The sequence below is a fragment of the Vreelandella sp. F11 genome, from assembly GCF_042466685.1.
In the GTDB taxonomy this organism is placed as follows: domain Bacteria; phylum Pseudomonadota; class Gammaproteobacteria; order Pseudomonadales; family Halomonadaceae; genus Vreelandella.
Window position 1 is genome coordinate 1589173 of sequence record NZ_CP170448.1, and the last position, 14849, is coordinate 1604021.

Annotated in this window: 11 protein-coding genes; 10 read left to right on the top strand and 1 reads right to left on the bottom strand. The window is 51.0% G+C overall.

All coding sequences use genetic code 11. The features are described from left to right. The first annotated feature begins 7 nt into the window (after positions 1–7). Positions 8–1033 carry a porin gene (locus ACFIOZ_RS07195; RefSeq protein WP_386082999.1) on the top strand — a complete coding sequence of 342 codons (1026 nt, stop codon included), beginning with the start codon at positions 8–10 and terminating at the stop codon, positions 1031–1033. A 515-nt stretch (positions 1034–1548) separates the two neighbouring features. Continuing rightward, entirely contained in the window at positions 1549–2880 is a 1332-nt protein-coding gene (locus ACFIOZ_RS07200) for an undecaprenyl-phosphate glucose phosphotransferase (RefSeq protein ID WP_386084009.1), read from the top strand. Between the two features lie 41 nt (positions 2881–2921). Here ACFIOZ_RS07200 and ACFIOZ_RS07205 read toward each other — a convergent pair whose 3' ends face one another. Then, a complete protein-coding gene (locus ACFIOZ_RS07205) occupies positions 2922–3830 on the bottom strand; it encodes a glycosyltransferase (RefSeq protein ID WP_386083000.1) in 909 nt (302 codons plus the stop codon). 448 nt (positions 3831–4278) lie between these two features. On the opposite strand from ACFIOZ_RS07205, the gene ACFIOZ_RS07210 reads away from it, so the two are divergent. The 8 genes from ACFIOZ_RS07210 to rfbC all read left to right on the top strand — a co-directional run bounded on the left by ACFIOZ_RS07210 (position 4279) and on the right by rfbC (position 14559). After that, positions 4279–5109: an ABC transporter permease gene (locus tag ACFIOZ_RS07210; protein WP_386083001.1), complete on the top strand. Its 831-nt coding sequence runs from the start codon at positions 4279–4281 to the stop codon at positions 5107–5109. Further along, positions 5099–6472, top strand: a complete 1374-nt coding sequence (locus ACFIOZ_RS07215) for an ABC transporter ATP-binding protein (RefSeq protein WP_386083002.1) — start codon at positions 5099–5101, stop codon at positions 6470–6472. Before ACFIOZ_RS07210 ends, ACFIOZ_RS07215 begins: the two co-directional genes overlap by 11 nt. Next, positions 6469–10047, top strand: a complete 3579-nt coding sequence (locus ACFIOZ_RS07220) for a glycosyltransferase (protein WP_386083003.1) — start codon at positions 6469–6471, stop codon at positions 10045–10047. Before ACFIOZ_RS07215 ends, ACFIOZ_RS07220 begins: the two co-directional genes overlap by 4 nt. Further along, entirely contained in the window at positions 10031–10933 is a 903-nt protein-coding gene (locus ACFIOZ_RS07225; protein WP_386083004.1) for a glycosyltransferase family 2 protein, read from the top strand. The genes ACFIOZ_RS07220 and ACFIOZ_RS07225 overlap by 17 nt, the downstream gene beginning before the upstream one ends. A 90-nt stretch (positions 10934–11023) precedes the next feature. Then, complete coding sequence (gene rfbB, locus ACFIOZ_RS07230) at positions 11024–12082, top strand: dTDP-glucose 4,6-dehydratase (RefSeq protein WP_386083005.1); 1059 nt, start codon at positions 11024–11026, stop codon at positions 12080–12082. 109 nt (positions 12083–12191) lie between these two features. Beyond that, complete coding sequence (gene rfbD / locus ACFIOZ_RS07235) at positions 12192–13091, top strand: dTDP-4-dehydrorhamnose reductase (protein WP_386083006.1); 900 nt, start codon at positions 12192–12194, stop codon at positions 13089–13091. A 29-nt stretch (positions 13092–13120) separates the two neighbouring features. Then, positions 13121–14005 carry a glucose-1-phosphate thymidylyltransferase RfbA gene (gene rfbA / locus ACFIOZ_RS07240; RefSeq protein WP_386083008.1) on the top strand — a complete coding sequence of 295 codons (885 nt, stop codon included), beginning with the start codon at positions 13121–13123 and terminating at the stop codon, positions 14003–14005. Next, positions 14005–14559 (top strand): dTDP-4-dehydrorhamnose 3,5-epimerase, encoded by a 555-nt coding sequence (gene rfbC / locus ACFIOZ_RS07245; RefSeq protein ID WP_386083009.1) that lies wholly within the window; start codon positions 14005–14007, stop codon positions 14557–14559. Before rfbA ends, rfbC begins: the two co-directional genes overlap by 1 nt. The last annotated feature ends 290 nt before the right edge of the window (positions 14560–14849 follow it).

Below are 14849 nucleotides of genomic sequence, written 5' to 3' on the forward strand. Positions count from 1 at the left end.
ATTTATAATGCAGAAGAAGCAGTTGGCGGTAGCGGTCGCAAGCCTGTTAAGTATCTCCTCGGTTCAAGCCACAACGCTATATGATCAAGAAGGCACGAAGCTCGATGTTTATGGGCGTATCGCAATGGGGGTTGCGGGTGGTGGCCCTGAGTTTGATAGCGCTGGGAATAAAGTCGATGATGGGGCGGAGTTCGTTGATGTTTACTCCCGCTTAGGGTTTCGAATGAGTCATGCCGTTACATCTGATCTAAACGCCTTTGGGCGCTTAGAGTGGCGATTTACCGGCGATGAACGTAATACTGACCAAGGCTTCAATGAAATCCGTCAGAGCTATATCGGCTTGGCGAGCAAACAGTACGGCACACTGCAAGCAGGTAACTTCGATAGCCTCTACTACCAATTTGTATCGGCGCCCTTTGATGTCTACCTCGACCGTGGCCTGCTCTTCAATTCAACCGGGTTACAGTCACGCGGCGATTCAATTGGCTACTACACCCCCGAGCTGAACGGCTTCACCTCTTTTCTCCAGGTTAAGCACTACAGCGAGCGCGGATTAACGGCTGCTGAACAGAGCGGTGAAGGCGAAGTCGTTGCTGCTCAAGGTGGTATTCGTTACCAGCAGGGGCCGTTTAAAATCGGTTTTGGCGCGGTGGAGAACGTGGTTCGTGGTGGCGGCAGCGGTAACGGCGAAATGCTTTATGGCCTTATCGGCGCATATTCGGTCACTGATCAGCTCTCCATGCGCTTGGGGGTTGAAACCCAGGATAATAACGATACCTACGGCGGTGGTTTCGATACGGTTGGCCTGGGCGGTACCTACTCCATAGGGCAGTGGGCATTTACCGCGGATTACTACAACGTCGACCCTGACGGAAGAGAAGAGAGCAACGCCTGGGCAGCCGGGGCTTACTACAAAGTTTCCAGCGCATTCGATGTTTTTGTAGAGCTGGCTGACGGCGATGCGCCTAGTGCACGCAAAGAGAGCACGGCAGACAGAACGTATTGGCTCACTGGAGCGCGCTATCACTTTTAATAAGTTCGTAAGCAACAAAATCTAAGCGCATTACCCTACAAAAAAGCCCTCTTCACCAAGTAGAGGGCTTTTTTTTGCATCCTTCTGTACGGGCTCGTCTACAATAGGGGCTTGGCAATCCTGTTGGCTTAAGGAGCCGTGCCTGTGCGAAGCGTATTGAAAGCAGTCTTCAGGATGAGGCGAGGTGCGCGTTGTTCTGTTATGATTGGGTCAAAGGAAAGGCGGTGAGAGTGAACTGTTGCTAGTAGGAGTTTTGTGTCTTATTAATTTAATTTTTATATTAAATCCTTTTAAAATATTTTTTGATTATTAATTGTTGTGTGCTTGGCTCAAGGTTAAAAATGTAATATTTAACATCATATAGAGGGTAGCAGTGAAAACTATTAGCCAAATTTTAGTGAATACTGCCTGCTATCTTAACGAAAACATAATGCAATAGTGAATTGCAAACAATACTGTGACTCATGGATAGACGATCAATAGGAATTGTAGAACGCTATCCGGCTCAGCTTATAATGCCGGGAGTGGATATATTTGCACTTGTAGTAGGTGGGCTGCTCGCACACTGTGTGCGCTTTCAATCTCTACAACTGCACGACAGGTATTGGCTTGCAATAGTGGTAATGGCTTCATTAATCTTGATGATTAATACATTGCACGGCGGTTATATACGCTGGCGTATCAGTAAAATATCAACACTATTAGTAAAGCTGAGTATGGTATGGTTGGCTGTTGCCATATTAGTAGCTTCACTCATCTTTTTTGCACATGCTGCCGGTAGCTATTCTCGTTTGTGGATCGGCTATACGCTGTTCTTTTCGTTTATTATTGCGGCCGGGTTAAGAGTCGCTGCACAGTTACTGCTTAAATATGCAAGAAAGCTGGGTAAAGCTAAGCGTCCGGTCTTCTTGGTAGGGCCCTCATTGCAAGTGATTCATGTGGGCAAAGGGATGCGTGATGCCCCCTTTGAAGGTTACTGCATCGCAGGTATCGAGCGGTTGCAAGAAAAGCCGGATGAGCTCTTCTATGAACGCTTGATCAGGCGAGTCACCGAGTCAGGTGCGCGCGAAGTGTGGATCTGTGTGCCGCTGGAAATGGGCGGGCTGGTTCGTTCCATTTTCTACGAGCTTCGCTATCATACTGCCGAGGTTCGTTTCATACCCGACTTTGAAGGTATGCAACTGCTCAACCACCGCATGAGTGAAGTGGCAGGCCACTTGGCAGTCGATCTTAGTGTTTCACCACTGGATGGAGTGACGAGGATCGTCAAGCGCATGGAGGATCTAGTGCTGGGGGCTATCATCAGCCTGCTCATACTGCCGCTTTGCTTACTGATTGCAATCTGCATTAAAGCGACTTCACCTGGACCTGTGTTGTTCAAACAGTACCGCACCGGGGCCAATGGCAAGTTTTTCAAGGTGTATAAGTTTAGAACCATGTACGTACACCAGGAGCCAGAAGGGTGGGTGACTCAAGCATGCCCAGGTGATGAAAGAATAACCCCTATTGGTGCTTTCCTGAGGAGAAGCTCCTTCGATGAGCTGCCGCAGTTTTATAACGTATTGCAGGGTCGCATGTCGATTGTTGGGCCAAGGCCACATGCACTGGCGCATAACGAATATTACAAAGACATTGTTGAATCTTATATGAAGCGGCACAAAGTAAAGCCCGGAATTACCGGGTGGGCGCAAGTGAACGGCCACAGAGGCGGCACCGATACCATCGAGAAAATGGAAAAACGTGTCGCGCATGATTTGTGGTATATCGACAGTTGGTCATTGGGCCTGGATTTAAAGATTATTTTTCTTACCATTATCAAAGGTTTTTTTAACAAAAATGCCTACTGATGCTGCATAAAACTATCCCATGGAAACGGCATTAGGAGTGCTCAGCGCCAGAACCGAGCATGCATTGAAAGCCGTTTTTTAAGGCGAGTAGGCAACTGCCTCTCATGGCGCCCAAGTCTATAGCCCACGTATTTCGAAAACGTGCGCAGAAGGGCGCTGGGAAGTGCCAGGGGGGCGTGTTTTAGCAGGTATTTCGCCTCAGAGCGAATAAAGCGTAAGCCTTCACCTTCAGCGCTGCCCAGCCATTCAATTAACCACGCCTCCTGAGAGTGAAAGGCGCCTATATCAAAGTAGCGTTTGAACTCCTCAGAAATTGAATAGTTATGCGAATGATAGACACAGGCATCAGCATTATAAGCCAGCTTCCAACCCTGCTTGAGCAGTCTGGCGCCCGCCACCATATCTTCAGAAAGAATCACATGGTCGGGAAATCCGCCGACCTCTATCAGCGCTTGCCGACGATAGGCCGCAAAGGAGTTGGAGAGAAAGGCGGTTTTTATGCCCAGCCTGGGAATATCCGTTTGGCTGACCACTCGTGAAGATGCAGGGTAGTTGAACAGGCGTGCATGGGCTGCAATCGGCGTGGCATCCAGGTGTGGCAACTGCCTGCCGAAAGCGGCGCCCACCTTGGGATCTTCAAATTCGGAGACTAGTCGGAACAGCGCTTCGGAGTCGGCCACCAATGCGTCCTGAGTGAGAAAAACCACGATGTCGCAATCACTCAAGTGATGCAGCGCACTATGGCGGGTGGCGCCATGATTAAACGTCTCACGGCTGATTTCCAGCGTTTCAAAGCCCGCATCGCGCGCGGCTTCGGCGGTACCGTCGATAGAACAAGAGTCCACCACCAATACGCGGAATCCATCTGCGGCAAGAGCGGTTCGTTTCAGCCACTCATGCCACAAGGTACCAGCATTCAATGTTGGTACACATAGGCCTACGCTATTCACTAAGCTCTCTCATTATCTGTTGGTGGACACAAGCATTACAATAAATCCAAATAAAATAGCATATTTTTAACGAGTTACTGATATAGAAAACCTAGATTGTAATAATTGTCATTTGCTTTTGTTGGTAATAAGGCTCAAAAGGCATCTACCTTATCGTGGCTTTTAGGGAGCCAAAGAGCCTCAGAATTCTCAAAAAACCTCCGCTGCTGTATAGTAGCCACCTGCCAGTATTGGCCAAACCCTAAGATGTATTAATTTTCACCACGGACGGCGTATGAAAACCTATTTGCTCAACTGCCTTCTCGCGAAAAAGAAACAGAAAGAAAACGCTAATATAGATGATTTTGTACAACAGCTGATAAAAAGATATTAGTCATTACGTGTTGATCTTGTTCTAGTCTTATATAAATGATGGCGAAAATTGCCTGAAAGATAATCCGAGGAATTGATGAACCCCCATTCTGATCAACCAATATCATTCAAGTCGTTGCTAAAAAGTTTATGGCAGCATCGTGACCTTATTATAACGATGACTAAGCGCGATGTCGCCGGCCGTTATAGAGGGTCAGTGTTAGGACTATTCTGGTCATTCCTAAACCCTGTTTTCATGCTGTTAGTGTATACCTTTGTTTTCTCGGTGGTGTTCAATGCCCGCTGGGGCGTAGGTGAAGACGAAACTAGCACTCAGTTTGCGGTTGTTCTGTTTGCAGGCTTGGTGGTGCATAGCTTTTTTGCAGAAGTGTTGAGTAAAGCACCTGGCTTGGTGCTGGGGAGTTCCAACTATGTCAAGAAGGTGGTGTTTCCTCTGGAAATACTGCCCGCCATTGCATTAGGTAGCGCCATTTTCCACACTGCTATTAGCCTTCTGGTGCTCCAGTTCGCCTATATCGTATTTACCGGCATTCCTCCCTGGACCATTATCCTATCGCCTATTGTCTTCTTCCCACTGGCTGTATTGTCGTTAGGCGTGGCCTGGATGCTGGCCGCATTGGGGGTGTTCCTGCGTGATATCGGCCAGTTCATCGGCGTCATAGTCACCGTGCTGTTATTCCTGTCACCGATCTTCTTTCCTATCGATCGACTTCCAGAAGAGTATCAGATATTGATATTGCTAAACCCTTTAACCTTTATTATCGAGCAAGCACGAGAAGTCCTAATCTGGGGGCGTTTACCTGATTGGGTAGGGTTGGGAGTGTATACATTCTTTTCTACCGTTTTCGCTTGGTTAGGATATGCATGGTTTCAGAAAACCAGAAAGGGATTTGCTGATGTCCTCTAATGAAACGATAATTAAAGTAGATAATATTCATAAATATTATCAGGTTTATGATAAGCCTAATGATCGATTGAAGCAGTTTGTTGTTCCGCGTTTGAAAAAACTGATGGGCGCAGGGCACACAAACTACTTTAAAGAATTCAGGGCGCTTCATGACGTTTCATTCGAGGTAAAACAAGGTGAAACGGTCGGTATCATTGGTCGTAACGGTTCGGGGAAATCAACGCTGCTACAGATGATCTGCGGCACGCTGACACCCACCCAGGGCCAGATTGAGACCCGTGGTCGGATTGCAGCGCTGCTGGAGCTTGGTTCCGGTTTTAACCCAGAGTTCACGGGGCGTGAAAACGTCTATATGAACGCTACTGTGCTGGGCCTGACCACTGAAGAAGTGAGCGATCGCTTCGACAGCATCGTAGAGTTTGCCGATATCGGTGACTTCATTGACCAGCCAATCAAGACATACTCAAGCGGCATGGCGGTTCGCCTAGCGTTCGCAGTAATTGCACACGTAGATGCCGACATCCTCGTCATTGATGAAGCATTATCGGTAGGTGACGCTTTTTTTGTGCAGAAATGCATGCGCTTTCTGCGCAAGTTCATGGAACACGGCACTGTTCTGTTTGTGAGTCACGACACAGGCGCCATTATCAACCTTTGTCAGCGAGTGGTATGGCTAGACAAGGGCGAAATCAAGATGATCGGAGAGCCGAAAGACATATCCAAGGCGTATCTGGCTGCCATGTACATCTCGCAGCAGGATGGCACCGCGCCCATGACAGTCAATAAGGATGAAAAGAGCGACAGTTCCGATCAAGAAGAGACTGTCGAAGACGTTCGAGACATGCGGCTGGACTTCATCAACACGACCCAGTATCGCAACGACATCGAAATAGTGAAGTTTGATGAAAACTCGGAAGGCTTCGGCAGTGGTGGGGCCGTTATCGACTCGGCGCACCTGCTGGATGAAAACGGTCAACGCCTGGCCTGGGTAGTGGGTGGTGAAAACGTCACGGTAAGAATCGAGTGCACCGCCAAGGCTTACCTGACCAGCCCAATTGTCGGCTTCCTTGTCAAAGACAGGCTGGGTCAGCACCTGTTTGGTGACAACACTTACCTCACCTATGTAGAAGAGCCGGTTCACATTGCTGAAGGCGAAACCTTCGTGGCCAATTTCCAATTCAGGATGCCGGTTTTGCCGATGGGGGATTACTCAATGACGGTAGCGATCGCTGAAGGCAGCCAGCAAGGGCATGTCCAGCACCACTGGATGCACGACGCCATCGTATTGAAGTCGCATAGCAGCAGTGTCAGTACTGGGCTAGTAGGCGTACCTATGAAAAAGATTGAGATGACCAGCTTATGAATATTTATCAGCAGATGTTGAAGTCTTCGTTTGTTTCGAAAGAACCCTCGAAGTTTCCCAGTGCATGGCTTGGTCACATCCCCTTTGGTGCGTGGCTGGTTGAAACCTTGAAGCCAGACTGTCTGGTGGAGCTGGGTACGCACTACGGGCACTCCTACTTCTCCTTTTGTGAAAGTATCGACAAAAACAAACTGCCTACCCGATGCTATGCGGTAGACACCTGGGAAGGGGATGAGCACGCAGGTTTGTACTCTGAACACGTGTTTGATGTGGTCAGAAAGCATCACGATGAGCACTATAAAGATTTCTCTAAACTGCTGAGAATGACCTTTGATGAAGCAGTAGAGAACTTTGCTGATGGCGATGTCGATTTTCTACACATAGATGGTCTTCACAGCTACGAAGCGGTTAAACACGATTTTGAAACGTGGCTGCCGAAGCTCTCCGAAAAGGGCGTTGTACTGTTTCACGATACCAACGTACGTGAGCGCGGCTTTGGCGTTTGGAAGCTATGGAGCGAGTTAAAAGAGCACTACCCGCACATCATTTTTGAGCACTCGTTTGGCCTGGGCGTGCTGTTTGTCGGTAAAGAGCAGCCAGAAGAAGTACTGGAACTGGTCAACGAGTGGTCGCAGCCCGAAGGGCACGCGCTCATACGTAAGTATTTTTCCAAGCTTGGTGAGGTCATTGAGCGGCAGTGGGACATTACCCAGCTACACGAAGCGGTTGCCAATGCCAATCAGGAAATAGCTAAACGAGACGATCTAGTTAAAGCGCTTAATCATGATATTCAAGATACTCAGGCGAAGTTAGCCGAGAGGGATCGAGAGCACGCACTGCTCAATGCAAACATTGGCGAGCGTGATACATCGCTGCTAGAGCGAAGTGAGAACCTAGCTGAAAAAGAGCGCCAGCTAGCAGAAGTTCTCAATTCTAGAAGCTGGAAGATAACCAAGCCGCTCCGTGACGGCAAAGTATTTATTAAACAGTGCCGCCGTGCAGTGTTGCTAATCCAACCAGCGGTGCAGCGCGGTGGCGGGGTGAAGAGCACGCTAAAGAAAGCCGTAGCAATCTACCGCCGTGAAGGTTTCGCAGGGATTAAAAGAGGATTCCGGTTGGTCGAGGCTTGCGCCAGCGTAGGGATGCCCCATGTAACCGATCCTGTCTATTTAGCAGCAATAAGTCACCAGTCATCTGAGTACCTAGTACCGCGAGTACTGATTGTCGCTGAATTCAGCATACCCCAGTGCAAAAAATACCGAGTCACTCAAAAGCAGAAAATGTTTGAGTACCTAGGTGTTGAGTGTACCGCTATAGATTGGACAGATTCTGTTAAAGCGCTCAAAGCGCTGCAGACGCACTCCATGGTCATTTTTTATCGCGTACCTGCTTACCCGAATGTACTAAGCATTATTGAAGAGGCTAAGCGTCTCAATATCCCTACATATTGGGAAGTCGATGACCTCATTTTTGATCGTAATATTCTTTTAAATAGTAAGACACTCGCAGAATTTGATAAGGGTACCTTAGATGAGTTAGTACAGGGGGCTGACCTCTATTTGAAGGCCATGCTCAGCTGCGATAACGGCATAGCTTCTACCACCGGCCTTGCAAAAGCGATGCAAGAGTCCGGCATGAGTCGAGTCCAAGTGGTTGAAAATGCGCTGGATGCACAAACTATGGCCGTGGCCGAAAAGGTCAATGAGAAGCGTAAAACGGCTCTCAAGGACAACGTGATTCGTATCGTCTACGGCTCCGGGACCAACACCCATAACGTCGATTTCCAAGAAGCCGTGCCTGCACTTTTGGAAACGCTTGCCACCCACAGCAATGTGCACTTCCGCTTGATCGGCTTGCTAGACCTGCCAGCGGAGTTTGACCAGTACGAGTCCCGTATTGAACGCATTCCTGTTTGCTCCTATGAAGAGTATCTGGAGAGTTTGGCAGAGTGTGATATCAGCATTGCACCGTTAGAACACTATGTGTTCAACGACTCGAAGAGCAATATCAAGTTCTTAGAGGCCTCCGTAGTGCAGGTGCCTTCGGTCTGCTCGCCAAGGGCAGCCTTCGCCGACGCCATTAACCACGGCGTTGACGGCTTTCTGTGCGAAACCAATGAAGAGTGGGCAGAGGCATTTTCAAAGCTGGCTAATAACGCTGAATTACGCCAAAAAGTGGCAGAGAATGCCCATGCATCAGTACTGCAGTCCTACTCGCCGGAAAATATTGCCACTCAACAATTGCAGCCTGTCTTAAGTGATTATGCGAATCAAAAAGTATTTGATGACCAAGCTGATAAGTTGAAAGTACTTGCAGTTAACTGTTTTTATAAGCCGCGTTCTTTCGGTGGTGCCACTATTGTGGCAGAAGAACTTAATACCAGACTAAACCACCGTGATGATTTTAATATTCATATGTTTACCGCGGTGCCCACCAATGTAGCCGAAGCCTACCAAGTCAGACGCTACGAAGCAGACGGCATCAATGTGTATGGCATGGGACTACCTGAGGGCTTGGATGATCGAGCTCAATTCGATAACCCGAACGTTGCTCAAGCGTTGAGCAATGTATTGAGTGTAGTTAAACCAGATATTGTGCACCTGCATAGTATCCAAGGCATTGGATTGTCGATCGTCGATCTCTGTATAGAAAGAAACATTAAGTATGTGATTACACTACACGACGCTTGGTGGCTGTGTGGTCGCCAATTCATGATCGATCGCCACGGTAAATTCTGCGGTCAATACGTCATTGACAAAGAGGTCTGCGCTTCCTGTGTAAACAACGCAAAGCTGAATAATGAGCGTTTGTCTAAGATGTATGCCGCGCTCAATAGTGCCTCCGTGCTACTTGCGCCAAGCCGCTTTTTTGCCGACTTTTTTATAGCCAACGGCTACTCTGAGCGAAAGGTGCTGGTTAATAAAAATGGTGTCCGCAAGCCAAACCATATCCCTAAGATCCGCCACGAAGGCTCAGTGCGCTTTGGTTACGTGGGGGGTAATACCGAAATAAAAGGTGTGCATCTTATTAAAAAGGTGTTTGCTGAACTTACCAGTAGCGAGGCTCAACTAGTAGTTGTAGACAACGCGCTCAACCTTGGATACTCATCCTACGATCCCAGTGCATTCCACAATGTAGAAAGAGTAGAAATCGTACCCGCCTATACGCAGGAGACGATCGACAGCTTCTTCGCCAGTATTGATGTGCTGCTGTTCCCCACCCAGTGGAAAGAGAGCTTCGGCCTGACCATCCGGGAGGCTCTGGCCAGAAACGTCTGGGTCATCACGACCGACGCCGGTGGTGTCGTCGAAGACATCATTCCTGGTGAGAACGGCATTATTATCCCATTTAGCGATAAAGGTGAGCGCCTGAAAGAGGCGGTTCTGGAATCCATCCGAGTGTTTAAAAACTATCGCCCAGGGGATGAAATCAAACTGGAAAACAGCCAGCTAACCTACTTTGAAGATCAGGCAGAAGAGCTGGCGGAGATACTGGTTGACGTAGATGCCGGCCGTTACTCCAAAAGCGATAGCATCATTGAAACCAGTGAGTACCGGCATGCCAATCGATCCTAATGTGGCAACACCGCGTACCACGGCCGTTATTGTCACCTACCACCCGGCACTGGACGTGCTGGGTGAACTGGTTGATCGGCTAGCCAGCCAAGTAGAAACGGTGCTGATAGTGGACAACGGCTCAGATGAAGACCTGGCTAATTGGAGTGACGGGCGGCCACAGTCTGCCGATCACATCATTGCCTTGGATGAAAACCGCGGCATAGCCGCGGCGCAGAACGTAGGCATTGCATGGGCCAAGCAGCAGGGCGCTACACACGTGCTGTTAATGGATCAAGACAGCCTGCCCGCGCCCAATATGCTTGAAAAGCTGCATGCCGCGCTAGCCAGTCAACCGGTAGCTGCTTCTGTCGGGCCTCGCTACGTAGATACTCGTCAGAAAAATCCGCCCCCGTTTCTGCAAATTCGCAACTGGCGGTTATGCAGGCATAGTTGCGAGAGCGACAGCGCCGTGTTGCCAGTCGATTATCTGATCGCCTCTGGATGCCTGATTCCTATGTCGGTGCTGGAAAAAGTAGGTGATATGCGCGACGACTTATTCATCGATTATGTCGACATAGAATGGGGGCTGCGAGCAGGTCATCACGGGTTTCAAAGCTATGGTGTATGCGGGGCGCACATGGAGCACAGCCTGGGCGAAACGCCTATCGAGTTTCGTGGTCGGAAAATACCGCTGCACAGCCCATTGCGTCACTATTATCACTTCAGAAATGCCGTGCTGCTCTACCGTACCGGGTGGGTGCCGCTGCAGTGGAAGTGTGTCGATGCATGGCGGTTACTGTTGAAATATGGTTTTTACACTTTATATGCTAAACCTCGTCGACAACATTTTATGAAAATGACCCAAGGGTTATTCCACGGCATCATCGGCAGGGCAGGCAAGTAGCGTTCAGTGTTTTTGCATGTGCGCCATGTGAAAACGATGAGATTAATCAGGGATCGATCAGAGAGTGATCCGCAATAGTGGTGATTTAGCATGAATATTCTAGTAACAGGCGGTGCAGGCTTTATCGGTTCAGCGGTAATCCGTTACCTGATCGAGCAGACCGAACACGCCGTGGTGAATGTGGATGCCTTGACCTACGCAGGCAATCTCGAATCGCTAACCGCGGTAGATAGCAGCGACCGCTACACCTTTGAGCAGGCCGATATTGGTGATGCGGCAAGCATGGCTGCCATTCTGGAGCGCCACCAGCCGGATGCCGTGATGCACCTGGCGGCTGAATCCCATGTGGATCGCTCGATTGACGGCCCCGCTGCGTTTATCCAGACCAACATCGTCGGCACCTACACGCTGCTGGAAGCCGTTCGTCACTACTGGAAAGGCCTGAAAGCAAGCGCCCCTGAAAAAGCCAGCGCGTTCCGCTTCCACCATATCTCGACCGATGAAGTGTATGGCGACCTGGAAGGCCCGGAAGACCTGTTTACCGAACAAACCCCCTACGCCCCCAGCTCACCTTACTCCGCCAGCAAGGCAAGTTCCGACCACCTGGTGCGTGCATGGCACCGCACCTATGGCCTGCCGATCCTCGTCACCAATTGCTCCAACAACTACGGGCCGTACCACTTCCCCGAAAAGCTCATCCCGCTGATGATTTTGAATGCCCTAGCGGGTAAGCCGCTGCCGGTCTACGGCAATGGCCAGCAAGTGCGCGATTGGCTATACGTAGAAGACCACGCCCGCGCACTGGTCAAAGTCGTCACGGAAGGCGTTGTCGGCGAAACCTATAACATCGGTGGGCATAACGAGAAGGCAAACCTTGAAGTGGTCGAAACGCTATGCGACCTGCTGCAGGAGTTGGTGCCAGCGGAAAGCAATTACCGCGATTTAATTACGTTCGTGCAAGACCGTCCAGGCCATGACCTACGCTATGCCATTGATGCAAGTAAAATTGAGCATGAGCTTGGCTGGAAACCAGAAGAAACCTTCGAGACTGGGCTACGCAAAACCGTAGAGTGGTACCTGGCCAATGAAGCCTGGTGGAAGCGCGTACAAGACGGCAGCTACCAGGGCCAACGTCTAGGCAGCTTATAAAGAGTAAGGCACAACCTAGTAGCGCGTGGTAAGCGCAGCGCACCCGCGGGAGCAGCGCGAAGCGGTGCCAAATGCACAGGCTTGCGGCGTGTATTAAAAAGGATCTGCAATGAATATCTTAATTACTGGTAGCAACGGCCAAGTAGGCTTTGAACTCCGCCGTCAACTCGCCACCTTGGGAGATATACTAGCCCCTAACCGCGCCGCGTTGGATCTTTCCGATGCCGCCGCCGTCGATGCGTTTCTGGCCGAACACCAGCCAGACCTAATCGTTAACGCGGCAGCCTACACCGCGGTGGATAACGCCGAATCCGACCAGGCAATGGCGACGCGCCTAAACGCTGAGCTTCCAGCGCAGTTGGCGGAGTACTGCCAGCAGCGCGCCTGCTGGTTGATCCACTACTCCTCCGATTACGTGTACAACGGCGAAGGCACCGCCCCTTGGCAGGAGAGTGACACCACCGGCCCATGCAACGCCTATGGAGCAACCAAGCTGGCCGGTGACGAAGCCGTCGCCAATAGCGGCTGCCAGCACCTGATTTTCCGCACCAGCTGGGTCTACAGCGCCTTTGGCAAAAGCTTTCTGGCCACCATGCTGCGGCTAGGGGCCGAGCGGTCAGCACTAAGCATTGTGAGTGACCAAATTGGTGCGCCCACGCCCGCACGCCTGATTGCACTCGTCACCCAGCAAGCGTTAGCTAAGCTGCGTAACCCCAAAACCGCTAACGACATGGAAAGTGGCGTGTACCATCTCGCGCCCAGGGGCGAGACCAGCTGGCACGGGTTTGCCTGCGAGATATTTCAGGTAGCGAAGCAAGCCGGATTGCCGATGGCGATTACCCCGGAAGGCGTCTCCGCCATCCCCACAGCAGAGTACCCGACCCCAGCTACCCGGCCGCTGAATTCTCGGTTAACAGTAGCTAAGATAGAAGCAGCATTGGGAATTCAGATGCCCAGTTGGCAAAGCCAGTTGGCGCTTACCGTGGAAGAAATAGCAAGCTCGCGATAGTGGCGGGCAACGAGCAAGGAGCAACAACGATGCAACGAAAAGGCATAATTTTAGCGGGGGGCAGCGGAACCCGCCTACACCCCATTACACGCGGTGTTTCAAAGCAACTGCTGCCCATCTACGACAAACCGATGATCTACTATCCCATCTCGGTACTCATGCTGGCCGGCATCCGCGAAATCCTGATCATCTCCACGCCGGAAGACCTGCCCCAGTATGAAAACCTATTGGGCAGTGGTGAATCCTTCGGTGTGCGCTTCGAGTACGCCGTTCAGCCAAGCCCAGACGGCCTGGCCCAAGCGTTCATCATTGGTGAAGAGTTTATTGGCGATGCGCCGGTGTGCCTGGTACTGGGCGATAACATCTTCCACGGCCAGCACTTCTCCGACCAGCTGAAGCGCGCCTCTGCCCAAGCCAGCGGCGCCACAGTGTTTGGTTACCTGGTCAAAGACCCCGAGCGCTTTGGCGTAGTGGAGTTCGACGAAGAGGGCACTGCGGTCTCGATAGAAGAGAAGCCCGACAAGCCCAAATCGCCCTATGCGGTGACTGGCCTCTACTTCTACGACAACGATGTCGTGGAAATCGCCCGCCAGGTGAAACCATCCGAGCGCGGCGAGCTGGAAATTACCAGCATCAACAACGCCTATCTGGAGCGCGGAGATCTGCGCGTGGAGCGTCTGGGCCGTGGCTTCGCATGGCTGGATACCGGCACCCACGACAGCCTGCTGGAAGCCAGCCAGTATGTGCAGACCATCGAGCACCGCCAGGGCCTTAAAGTCGCCTGCCTGGAAGAGATCGCCTGGCAGCAGGGCTGGCTAACCGATGAAGCGCTGCGTGAAAGTGCCAACGCGCTGGCCAAAACCGGCTACGGCCAGTACCTGTTACACCGCTTGGACGCCAAAGGAGCCCACTGATGCACGTTGAAAAAACAGCCCTGCCCGAGGTGGTGATCCTGACTCCCAAGGTGTTCGGCGACGAACGCGGCTTCTTTATGGAAAGCTTCAACCAGCAGGCGTTTGAAGACGCCACCGGCTGCAAGCGCCAATTCGTGCAAGACAACCATTCACGCTCACGCCAGGGCGTGCTGCGCGGCATTCACTACCAGTTGGAACAGCCCCAGGGCAAGTTGGTGCGGGTAGTGCATGGCAGCGTTTGGGATGTGGCCGTGGATTTGCGCCGCGATTCGGCACAGTTTGGTCAGTGGGTGGGCATCGAGCTTTCCGCTGAAAACAACCGCCAGCTATGGGTGCCGGAAGGCTTTGGCCATGCCTTTGTAGTGATGTCTGAAACGGCGGACTTCCTCTACAAAACCACTGACTTCTACCATCCTCAATCTGAGCGGTGCATCCGTTTTGACGACCCAGAACTGGGTATCGAATGGCCTGAGCTGCCCGTGCCATTCGCGCTCTCTGAAAAGGATCAGGCAGGCAGTGCGTTTGCCTCCGCCGAGGTATACGGCAAAGCGTAGCCCCTGGTTCCGGCCTGCACGTTAGACGGTCATTTCCTGCGCCACACTGGCTCACCAGTGTGGCGTTTTTGTGCTCACCTCAATTGCCGAGCCTGAGCAGGTGAGCTAAGTCAATGAAAAGTAACTCTTTCAGTTCATAAGTAAACTGAACAGGCTGTATAAGGGTTGTCAATGTAGAGGCGGCAACGGTATTCCCCTACAATGGCGGGCTGGTGCGAAATATCTAGTCTGATATCCACGTCTCTAGACCATCAAGAGCGAAGCGCACCACCACATTCACCCGCGCAGAA

Excerpts from the sequence above, each read along its gene's own strand:
- ACFIOZ_RS07195 (WP_386082999.1), top strand. The coding sequence starts at position 8 with ATGCAGAAGAAGCAGTTGGCGGTAGCGGTCGCAAGCCTGTTAAGTATC.
- ACFIOZ_RS07200 (WP_386084009.1), top strand. The coding sequence starts at position 1,549 with ATGCCGGGAGTGGATATATTTGCACTTGTAGTAGGTGGGCTGCTCGCA.
- ACFIOZ_RS07210 (WP_386083001.1), top strand. The coding sequence starts at position 4,279 with ATGAACCCCCATTCTGATCAACCAATATCATTCAAGTCGTTGCTAAAA.
- ACFIOZ_RS07215 (WP_386083002.1), top strand. The coding sequence starts at position 5,099 with ATGTCCTCTAATGAAACGATAATTAAAGTAGATAATATTCATAAATAT.
- ACFIOZ_RS07220 (WP_386083003.1), top strand. The coding sequence starts at position 6,469 with ATGAATATTTATCAGCAGATGTTGAAGTCTTCGTTTGTTTCGAAAGAA.
- ACFIOZ_RS07225 (WP_386083004.1), top strand. The coding sequence starts at position 10,031 with ATGCCAATCGATCCTAATGTGGCAACACCGCGTACCACGGCCGTTATT.
- rfbB (WP_386083005.1), top strand. The coding sequence starts at position 11,024 with ATGAATATTCTAGTAACAGGCGGTGCAGGCTTTATCGGTTCAGCGGTA.
- rfbD (WP_386083006.1), top strand. The coding sequence starts at position 12,192 with ATGAATATCTTAATTACTGGTAGCAACGGCCAAGTAGGCTTTGAACTC.
- rfbA (WP_386083008.1), top strand. The coding sequence starts at position 13,121 with ATGCAACGAAAAGGCATAATTTTAGCGGGGGGCAGCGGAACCCGCCTA.
- rfbC (WP_386083009.1), top strand. The coding sequence starts at position 14,005 with ATGCACGTTGAAAAAACAGCCCTGCCCGAGGTGGTGATCCTGACTCCC.